This is a genomic window from Segatella sp. (genome assembly GCF_977051555.1).
Genome location: NZ_CDRSSE010000072.1, coordinates 1 through 9637, shown reverse-complemented (window position 1 = coordinate 9637; position 9637 = coordinate 1). Strand labels below are relative to the sequence as shown.

Below are 9637 nucleotides of genomic sequence, written 5' to 3'. Positions count from 1 at the left end.
CAAGAAAAGTAAAGTTTCTATACAATATAATAAGATTCCCTTTGTGAAGAAAGACTACGATTCAACTAGAATATACAGAAACACACAAAAAAAAGGGTGCGTCACAGACTTATGACACACCCTCTTTTTCCTCTTTTTTTCTTCCCATATTGCGTATAGTGTATTTCTATATGGGTGAAGAGGGGTGAAGAGTGAAGAGATAAATCGGGATTGCTTACAACTGATAGAATTTGGTGAAAGCCTTCACGCAATATTCGTGGTCGATAACGCTACCGTTTTCTATGTGTCACTGTGATAGGTGGGTTCAAGAACTACCACCATATTTTTTCGAAACTTTTCTCCTGTTTTCTTTGCATTTTCAAAATAAAAGCTTATCTTTGCAGACAAATAGAAGTAGAACTTTTAAATGGATAAATATGGCTTTAAAAATTAAAACTCGTGAAGAAGCAATTGCTGTATTACGAGACATGGTTAAACGTAAAAGAGAAATGGAGGCAAAGGCTCAAATAGACTTTGCTAAAGCACGTAAGGAGGCTGCAAACTGCTATGCAGGCCTTTAACTTAACGCGCCTCAATTTTCATTCTCCTTATAAGGTCTGGATAGATAATGGCTCATATAAGTTCTTGACAGATTATGGTGTTCAGTATCGAATAGAATTTGTTGAAAATAATAATATCTGGGAGGATGAAAAAGCGTATGAATTTGGTATTCTCAATGAAAACAAGAAGAATTCTCCTAACGATTCTAAAGTAAAAGAGACTGTACAAAGTATTATTGAAGAGTTTTTTCTCACGAATCCGGACATTCTTTTATATCAATGTGAAACGGGTGATAGCAGACAGGCTATGCGAGCTCGTCTTTTTACCAGATGGTTTAACGAATTCGATAAACGAGATCGGTTTTGTGTCAAGGTTTCTATTCTTAGAGATGAAGAAGTTGACAATTACATAGCTATTATAGTTCAAAAGAGTAATCCTAAGTTGACTGACATTCTTCGAGATTTTGATGAGTTTATCGGTTTCTTTGATACAAAGCCCGAATAAACGCGGTAAGTGAGATACAGACAAACGGAATCTCTATCGTACCCCCACCAGGCAGCACCTTTGCTGCCTGGTGCATAAAAAAAAGCTCCCGATGCGTATGGCACCGGGGGCTTTTTTCCGTTTCCTTCTTTATTCTTCTTTATATTTCCTTCCAATCTTCTTTTATACTTCCTTCCAATCTACCAATCCTTTTCCCTTATCATCCAGTTCTATGGCAAGGGCAATTACTTTTCGCTTATCAGCCTTGAAAGGTTCGGCATACTGCTTGGCTTTTATCTGCTCCGTGGCAGCATCCACACCGCCGTTATTGCTCAGTTTCTGAAGTAAGTGCTGGCAATATCGTCTCATAAAGTGATTTTTTTACCTCAGAATTAGGGATTCTTCCCATATTGCGTATAGTGTATTACAAATTCTATATGGGTGAAGAGGGGTGAAGAGTGGGTGAAGAGATAAAGAAAACTCTTCACCTCCCGAAACCCCGATAAACAGAGGGGATACGGGCGAGAAGGTGAAGAGTGAAGAGATAAATCGGGATTGCTTATATTACAACTCATTTGTTGAATTGTCTGCATAAATCTTCTGGCTGAATCATCAGAAAACAGTTTTTTCTTCTATAATTGTACCTTTTACCATTATAAATCTACCACTTATTTTTAGAACTATGAAAAATGTAAAGTCCTGATAATCAAATGCAGTTATAAAAACAGGTGGTCATTTTTACCACTTAATTATTTAATCAACCAACAAATATCAGACATTTTATATACTTTTGCAATCGGAAACCAATCATGGATGGGTTCCCGACTAAATTTTAAACATAAATGAGAATAACTAAAGTTTAAATTATGAGAAAATCAAAAAGTAATGCGATGTTGCGAGGATTAGCAGCCTCAGCACTCGTCCTAATGGTCTCAGCGACAGCTTGGGGACAGAAGGTGAAGATTACGGGTACTGTAATCGACAATACCAATGAACCCGTTATCGGAGCTTCGGTTCTGGAGAATGGTACCAAAAATGGTGTTGCTACAGACCTGGATGGTCACTTCACCATCGAAGTACAGCCAGGTGCCAGACTCAAAATTTCTTATATAGGTTATAAGAATAAGGAAGTGAAAGCTTCTAACGGCGTACAAATTATGCTCGAAGAGGAGTCTAATATGCTCAACGAAGTGGTGGCTATCGGTTATGGCTCTGTCAAGCGTAAGGATGTAACTACTGCCGTATCCAGTGTGTCAGCCAAAGACCTTGATACCCGTCCTATCGTATCTGCCGCAGCAGGTATGCAGGGAAAGGCAGCCGGTTTGCAGATTTCGCAAGCCAATGGTCAGCCAGGTGCTTCACCAACCATACGTGTGCGTGGTACCACCTCTTTAAATGGCAGCAATGATCCGCTCTATGTAGTAGATGGTGTACCAATGACTAATATCGACTTCCTGGCAGCTGATGATATTGATAATATCCAGGTGTTGAAGGATGCCTCTTCTGCTGCAATCTATGGATCCCGTGCTGCCAATGGTGTCATCATTATCGGTACAAAGCAGGGTAAGGCTGGCGTAGCCAAGGTATCTCTGAATGCACATTATGCATTTAATACTGTACGTGACAACCAGGAATCTCTCAATGCGGCTCAGTATAAGGAGCTGATGGATGAAATCGGTCTGGTGAAACTGCCTGAAGGCTTGAAAGACCAGACAGATTGGAAAGACGAGGTGTTCCGTACGGGTAATGTACAGGACTACCAGCTTTCTATTACCAATGGTACCGACAAACTGAGATACTTTATCTCGGGTGGCTATACAGGCGAAAATGGTGTTATCAAGAAGTCAAGCTATCAGCGTTACAACTTCCGAGCATCTGTAGAGAACGATATACGTAAGTGGTTGCGACTCAATGCCAGTGTAACTTATTCTGATTATACCAACAAGGGTACAGGTATCATTTCGGGTGCCGGTTCTAACCGAGGTGGCGTAGTAACCGCTATCGTCAATACGCCAACCTATGCACCGGTATGGAACCCGGAGAATCCTAGCCAGTTCTACAACAACTTCTATGGCGTGAACATTACCTCGCCAGCAGAGAATATCGCCCGTACTCAGAATAATAAGTCTGCTTACAACCGATTGCTGGCAACAGGAAAGGCTACTGTCACCTTTATGCCAGAACTGACTTATAACACATCTCTCTCGTTCGACCGTACACAAGGAACAATCACCAACTTCCTTGACCCGATATCTACCACCATCGGCCGTCAGGAATTCGGTACAGGCTATGATGGCAGAAACATCAGCAGCGTTATCGTATGGGACAATGTATTAAACTATAAGAAGGCATTCGGAAAGCACAGTCTGGATGCGATGGCTGGTAGTTCCTGGACACAGAGCAAGTGGAGCCAGAACTATATCAACGGTAGCAACTATGCCAACGATCTGTTCCCAACCTTGAATGCAGCCAACAAGATTTCCTGGACAGGAACCGGTTCATCAGCTTCTGATTGGGCAATTCTCTCAACATTCGCCCGTTTGCAGTACAACTGGAATGATACCTATATGGCAACCGCTAATATGCGTGCTGATGGTTCTTCCAAGTTGGCACCTCATCACCGTTGGGGCTACTTCCCATCATTCTCTGGTGCCTGGCGCGTAAGCAATGAGAAATTTATGAAAGATATCAAGTGGATTGACGACTTGAAGATTCGTGGAGGCTGGGGACAGACCGGTAACCAGAGCGGATTGGGCGATTACAGCTATCTGGCAAGATACAAAATCAACCGTGTGCAGTGGTTTGGCGAGGGAAATGATGCCAATGCTACTCCTACTTTCTCACAGGGCAACCTGAGCAATCCTGAACTGACTTGGGAAACAACAACCCAGACCAACATTGGTCTTGACTTGACCGTACTGGGCAACCGCCTCACCTTCTATGCCGATTACTATTATAAGAAGACCAAGGATATGTTGATGAACATCACCTTGCCGGCAGGTAGTGCTGCTGCAAGAAACCTGACCTATAATGGTGGTTCGATGATTAATAAAGGCTGGGAGTTTGCCATCTCTTCACAGAATCTGACAGGCGCCTTGAAGTGGAATACAGATTTCAACATCTCATTCAACAAGAATAAATTGGAGAGCCTGTCTCTGACTCAGGTATATTATGAAGCCACGACTACCGATTTCGTCAACGAACAGGTGGTTCGCAATACGCCAGGTAAGCCATTGGGCAGTTTCTGGGGATATGTAGCAGAAGGTGTGGATCCCGAGACCGGTGATATGAAGTATAAGGACGTGACCGGTGATGGTCTGGTATCAGCCAGTGACCGTACTTATATCGGTGATCCGAACCCAGACTTCACCTTCGGTTTGACCAATACCTTCTCTTATAAGGGTTTGAATCTCAGTATTCTTATCCAGGGAAGTTATGGCAACGATATCTACAACGTTTCACGTATGGAAACCGAAGGAATGTATGATGGTAAGAACCAGAGTACTAAGGTGCTTGCTCGCTGGAGAGTTCCTGGGCAGATTACCGATGTGCCAAAGGCTAAGTGGGATATCCGCAACTCAACCTACTTCGTAGAAGATGGCAGTTATCTCCGTGTAAAGGATATTTCTCTCTCTTACGATGTGCCTCGCAAACTGATTTCCCGCTTCGGGCTGACCCGTCTGCAGCCATACGTATCAGCAACCAACCTGCTAACCCTGACCGACTATTCCGGTATGGATCCGGAGGTTAACCAGTATGGCAACAGTGGTAGTGTGCAGGGCATTGACTGGGGTACCTATCCACTCAATAAGAGTGTAGTATTAGGTGTAAAAGTAGAATTCTAAACATCGACAACAATGAAAACATATCATACAATCAAGACATTGGCGCTCGGTGGCATCGCAATGTTCTCTTTGGCAAGTTGCTCTCTCGACTACGAGCCATTATCAGAGCCATCAGAAATAACACAGGGCGGTCAGACAGAGACCTCAACTGCCGTATTGAAGGACAAGGCTGCAGCAGATGCACAGCTCAAATCGCTCTATGAGTTATTCCGCAACCGCCAGGAGCATACCCATCTCGACTATCTTCTGGTAGGCGATTCACATAGTGATAATGCTTATGCCGGAACTACCGGTGCAGAGGTGGTACCTTATGAGACCAACTCTATCGATGCCAGCAACCCGGTATTGAGCCGTGACTGGAACCGCTATCTGGAGGATATCGCCAAGGCAAATGTGCTGATTAATGGTGTTGAGCAATTGAAGGAGAACGGTCAGATATCAGAAGCAGAATATCATTCCTATAAGGCACAGGGCGAAATCTTCCGTGCCCTGATGATGTTCCGAATGGCTCGTCTGTGGGGTTCTTTCCCAGTCATTACGACCATCGCAAAGACCATCACATCCGAGAATATCAATGAGGTATATCCTACCTATTATCCTCCTCGCAAGACTCCGAAGGAATGTTATGAGCAGATTATTGCCGACTTGACGGATGCTGAGCAGTATGCACCCGATAATGACAACTCAGACCGCACCAAAATGACCAAGACCGTGGCTCAGGCTATGCTTGCCAAGGTTTATGCCGAAAAGGAAGTGCAGGATTATGACAAGGTAATCGCTTATGCCGAAAAGGTGATGAATACAACCGGTGTTGAACTGGAAGACAGTTATGAAACACTTTGGGGCTATGATGAGACCGCGAAAGACTGCATGAAGCGCAATACCAAAGAAGGTATTCTGGAGGTGCATTGGACAACCGGTAGCGGAAACTGGGAAACCTGGATGTACGGCCGTCAGTTAGACAACTGGGATTACTACTTTACCTGGGCAAAGTGGATTACTCCTTCACGAGACATCATCAATGACTTTGACAAGGAGGGTGATGAGGTCCGTAAGAATCAGGCTATCGTATATTATGCCTGTACCTGGAGCAACTACTATCCGGCTTCCAACTATCCGTTCATGTATAAGTTACGCTCTTCATACAATAATATTTACTGGGTTCGCCTAGCTGATATTATCCTGATGAAGGCTGAGGCAGAAGCCTATAAGGGAAATCTTGCCGAGAGTGCGAAACTCGTGAACCAGATTCGCAAGCGTGCCAAACTGAAGGAACTGACATCCGACAAGACTGGCAGCAAGGAATCTATGATAGAGGCTGTTCTCCATGAGCGCCGTCTGGAACTTGCCTTTGAGGGAGAACGCTGGTTCGACCTCTGCCGCAACAACAAGGTCGAGAAGTATCTCAACGGAATTGATAACCGTGACAGCGGACGCATCAGACAGGTGAAACAGTTTGACAGCAATTCATACCTGTTGCCAATCCCACAGACCGCTCTTGACCAGAATACCAATCTAGAGCAGAATCCAGGTTACTAAGCTAACCTGGATAGCTTTCAACTCAAATCATTATTAACAAATAAAAGAAGAAACAAATATGAAATACTATAGCAATAAACTGATGATGCTGGTCTGCGCAACAGCTTTCTCGGTGACAGCTTGCAGCAGCAGTAACTCCTTCTCAGATCCTGTAGACTTTGATACTCCTAGTGAGGCACCAAATCCGGTACCGGCACAAGGTACAGCTAAAACATTCATTACAACAGCCGATGGAGTCTATTCATTGGCACAGGGTGAGGTGAAGTTGTATAATGGAGTATCTATGGCACCAACCACCATCGAACTCGATTTGAACAAGAAGTATCAGACGATTGATGGATTTGGTTATGCCATCACTTATTCATCCTGCTATAATCTGATGCAGATGACCCCAGAGGCGCGTCTGGCTCTTTTGAAGCGTATTTACTCTACCACAGAGGGTTATGGCGTAAGTTATGCCCGTATCTCTTTGGGATGCAACGACTTTTCAAGTACCGAGTATACCTATTGCGACACGAAGGGCAGCGAATCTGACCCTATCAGCAACTTTGCGCTCTATAGCGATGAGAACGATTATGTGATTCCGGTATTGAAGGAGATTCTTTCCATCAACCCAAATCTGAAGATTATCGCAGCTCCCTGGACTTGTCCGAAATGGATGAAGGTGACAGATATCAACACCAAGCAGCCAAAGGATTCATGGACTGATGGTCATCTCAATCCGGATTATCGCGAGGCTTATGCCAAGTACTTCGTGAAGTTTATTAGTGTGATGAAGGAGAAAGGCATCAATATCTATGCTGTGAGTCCTCAGAATGAGCCTTTGAACAAGGCTAACTGTGCTTCACTCTATATGCCTTGGCAGGAAGAGGCTCCTTTCGTAAAGGAATTGGCAGCGCAGTTTAAGAAGAATAATCTGCAGACCAAGATTTATGTCTTCGATCACAACTACAACTATGACAAGATTGCCGATCAGGAAGATTATCCTGTGAAACTCTACAAGGCTATCGGTGATAACTTTGAGGGTTCAGAGTTGGTTGTCGGTGCTGCTTATCATGATTATGGCGGCAACAACAGCGAGTTGACTGATATCCACAACCAACGTCCTGACAAGGAACTGATATTCTCGGAAACCAGTATCGGAACCTGGAATAACGGACGTGACTTGAGTAAACGACTGATGGCGGATATGAAGAATGTGGCGCTCGCTACGGTAAACCAGTATTGCAAGGCTGTGCTTGTATGGAATCTGATGCTTGACAATAAGATGGGACCTAACCTGGATGGTGGATGCCAGACCTGCTATGGTGCTATTGATATCAATCAGAATGGTTACAACCAGTTGAGCTACAATTCTCATTATTACATCATCAACCACATGTCTAGTGTCGTTGCTCCTGGTGCGGTTCGTGTTGGTAATACATCCCGCACCGTTAATGACAGTAAGATTACACATGCTGAGTTTGTTAATCCTGATGGTAGTTATGCGGCAGTCATCATCAACGAGGGAGATGAGGCTAAGTCAATCAACCTCAGTGATGGAACTCATAATTTTACCTGCAAGGTTCCTGCAAATGGTGTCATCTCATGCAAGTGGAATAAGTAATCCATAAACTATTGTAAATGATTCATTAAAGATACGACCATTATGAAACATATCAGATATTATATCATGGCGTTGCTCGCCCTGCCACTGATGGCATCTTGCGGTGATGATGATTACAGTGCGCCTACTCCTGCCGGTAATCCAGTGATGAGCTATACGGCTCCTGCTGCAGCTGTATGGATGGGTGATGAAGTGGAGGTGAAAGTAAACTGCAAGGATGACGGAGGAGTGGCTCTCTCTACCTTGAAGGCAAATCTTCTGTTTAGCGGGCAGAGTGTTGATGAAACTACCATCCGTACCAAGGAGGTTGGTGAATATACAGTTAAACTGAAAGTGCCTTATGCACAGAATGTTCCTGATGGAAAGGTGGATATTCAACTTACTCTGCAGAATGTATCAACCAAATCGAATACAGAGACCTTGTCGTTTGATATCAAGCGCCCTCACTTCAACAATCTGCAGTTTGTGAGTGCTGACGGTATTAAATATGACATGACTGAGAAGAGCGACTTTGTTTATCAGGCTGTTCTTCCTAGCAGCAAGAAGACCTTCAAGGGATATTTTGCAACGAAGGATGGAAAGTTTGTCTTCGGTTCCAGCACAGGTAAGGATATCAGTTTGGGAGAAACAGGCAACTTCAACTTCACTTCTGAGAATATGAGCGATGTAGTTGTCACTTTCGATGCCAAGAACTATACGGCTGGTCCTACCGATGTATTGCCGGTTACTATCCTCGATTTTGCCGATTCTGATGCAGGCAAGACTTGGGTGGGTGATATCAAGCAAGGTGCTACCTGTAACCTTACTCTCAACGGCAATAATCTGCCAGATGACTGGTATTATGACAGCGACTGGTTCCAGAAAGAAGAGGATGGAAGCTATACTTTCAAGGCTATTACCGGCAGATATACCATTCAGGCAGACTTTACCCATAAGTCATTCCGCATCTGGACTATGAATGGAAATGAGCCAATGAAACTGAATGGAGATGGTACTGGTGCACTCTGGATTATCGGTAATGAAGGCGTCAACAAGCCAACTTGGGAGGCTGTCAATCATAGCTGGTGGACAGGTGTAGATTCTGATGTCTGTCTCACTCCAATCAAGGATAAGGTATATCAGGTTACACTCACCGTAGGCAAGCAGCTCAGAGCTACTGACGTAGACTTTAAGTTCTTCGGTCAGGCAAACTGGGGCGTTGAGTTCAAGGGTAAGGATAACAGCCATCTCATCTCTACTGAGAGCGAGGTGTTCGGCATCGGTGATGGTAATGGTCACGACAATGGCAATGTCTATCTGAAAGATGGAGTAGAACTGAAGGATGGCGAGACATTCGTTCTTACAGTTGACTTGACTGCCGGTGTAGACAAGGCAGTTCTTAAAGTAGAAAAGAAATAATATGTAGGTTTATAATCATTCATAAGCATTTTAGGTTTTAGTTTGATAATTTAGGTATAAAGCTTTGTTTAAGGCTGCTCCAAACCTTTTGGGGCAGCCTTTTTTGTTTGACTAGCATGTGTGTTGTCTAATGGGTGCAAGTCCCTAACGAGCCCTAGTAGTGGGAATCGTCTAGCCAGAGAGACAAGGGTGTCCGTGGTGACGCGGAATCTGAAAGAAGTCAGCG

At 44.0% G+C, this 9637-nt stretch carries 7 protein-coding genes; 6 read left to right on the top strand and 1 reads right to left on the bottom strand.

Annotation, left to right across the window (positions count from 1 at the left end; translation table 11 throughout):
* Positions 1-416 precede the first annotated feature (416 nt).
* Both ACWJAO_RS12800 and ACWJAO_RS12795 read left to right on the top strand, forming a co-directional pair.
* A complete protein-coding gene (locus tag ACWJAO_RS12800) occupies positions 417-560 on the top strand; it encodes a hypothetical protein (RefSeq protein WP_022121358.1) in 144 nt (47 codons plus the stop codon).
* A 64-nt stretch (positions 561-624) separates the two neighbouring features.
* Positions 625-1044 (top strand): DUF6169 family protein, encoded by a 420-nt coding sequence (locus ACWJAO_RS12795; RefSeq protein WP_229775013.1) that lies wholly within the window; start codon positions 625-627, stop codon positions 1042-1044.
* Positions 1045-1206: 162 nt separating this feature from the next.
* Here ACWJAO_RS12795 and ACWJAO_RS12790 read toward each other — a convergent pair whose 3' ends face one another.
* Complete coding sequence (locus ACWJAO_RS12790; RefSeq protein WP_287584406.1) at positions 1207-1392, bottom strand: hypothetical protein; 186 nt, start codon at positions 1390-1392, stop codon at positions 1207-1209.
* Between the two features lie 497 nt (positions 1393-1889).
* Here ACWJAO_RS12790 and ACWJAO_RS12785 point away from each other — a divergent pair, with 497 nt between their 5' ends.
* Genes ACWJAO_RS12785 through ACWJAO_RS12770 form a run of 4 tightly spaced genes read left to right on the top strand, consistent with a single transcriptional unit; the run spans position 1890 to position 9411 of the window.
* Complete coding sequence (locus ACWJAO_RS12785; protein WP_449140539.1) at positions 1890-4868, top strand: SusC/RagA family TonB-linked outer membrane protein; 2979 nt, start codon at positions 1890-1892, stop codon at positions 4866-4868.
* A gap of 12 nt (positions 4869-4880) precedes the next feature.
* Positions 4881-6407 carry a RagB/SusD family nutrient uptake outer membrane protein gene (locus ACWJAO_RS12780; RefSeq protein ID WP_449140538.1) on the top strand — a complete coding sequence of 509 codons (1527 nt, stop codon included), beginning with the start codon at positions 4881-4883 and terminating at the stop codon, positions 6405-6407.
* A 58-nt stretch (positions 6408-6465) separates the two neighbouring features.
* On the top strand, positions 6466-8013 hold the full coding sequence (locus tag ACWJAO_RS12775; protein WP_287866976.1) for a glycoside hydrolase family 30 beta sandwich domain-containing protein: 1548 nt from the start codon (positions 6466-6468) through the stop codon (positions 8011-8013).
* A gap of 42 nt (positions 8014-8055) precedes the next feature.
* Complete coding sequence (locus ACWJAO_RS12770; protein WP_449140537.1) at positions 8056-9411, top strand: DUF5121 domain-containing protein; 1356 nt, start codon at positions 8056-8058, stop codon at positions 9409-9411.
* The last annotated feature ends 226 nt before the right edge of the window (positions 9412-9637 follow it).

Coding starts and splice junctions, on each gene's coding strand:
- ACWJAO_RS12770 (WP_449140537.1), top strand. CDS start 8,056: ATGAAACATATCAGATATTATATCATGGCGTTGCTCGCCCTGCCACTG.
- ACWJAO_RS12775 (WP_287866976.1), top strand. CDS start 6,466: ATGAAATACTATAGCAATAAACTGATGATGCTGGTCTGCGCAACAGCT.
- ACWJAO_RS12790 (WP_287584406.1), bottom strand. CDS start 1,392: ATGAGACGATATTGCCAGCACTTACTTCAGAAACTGAGCAATAACGGC.
- ACWJAO_RS12800 (WP_022121358.1), top strand. CDS start 417: ATGGCTTTAAAAATTAAAACTCGTGAAGAAGCAATTGCTGTATTACGA.
- ACWJAO_RS12785 (WP_449140539.1), top strand. CDS start 1,890: ATGAGAAAATCAAAAAGTAATGCGATGTTGCGAGGATTAGCAGCCTCA.
- ACWJAO_RS12780 (WP_449140538.1), top strand. CDS start 4,881: ATGAAAACATATCATACAATCAAGACATTGGCGCTCGGTGGCATCGCA.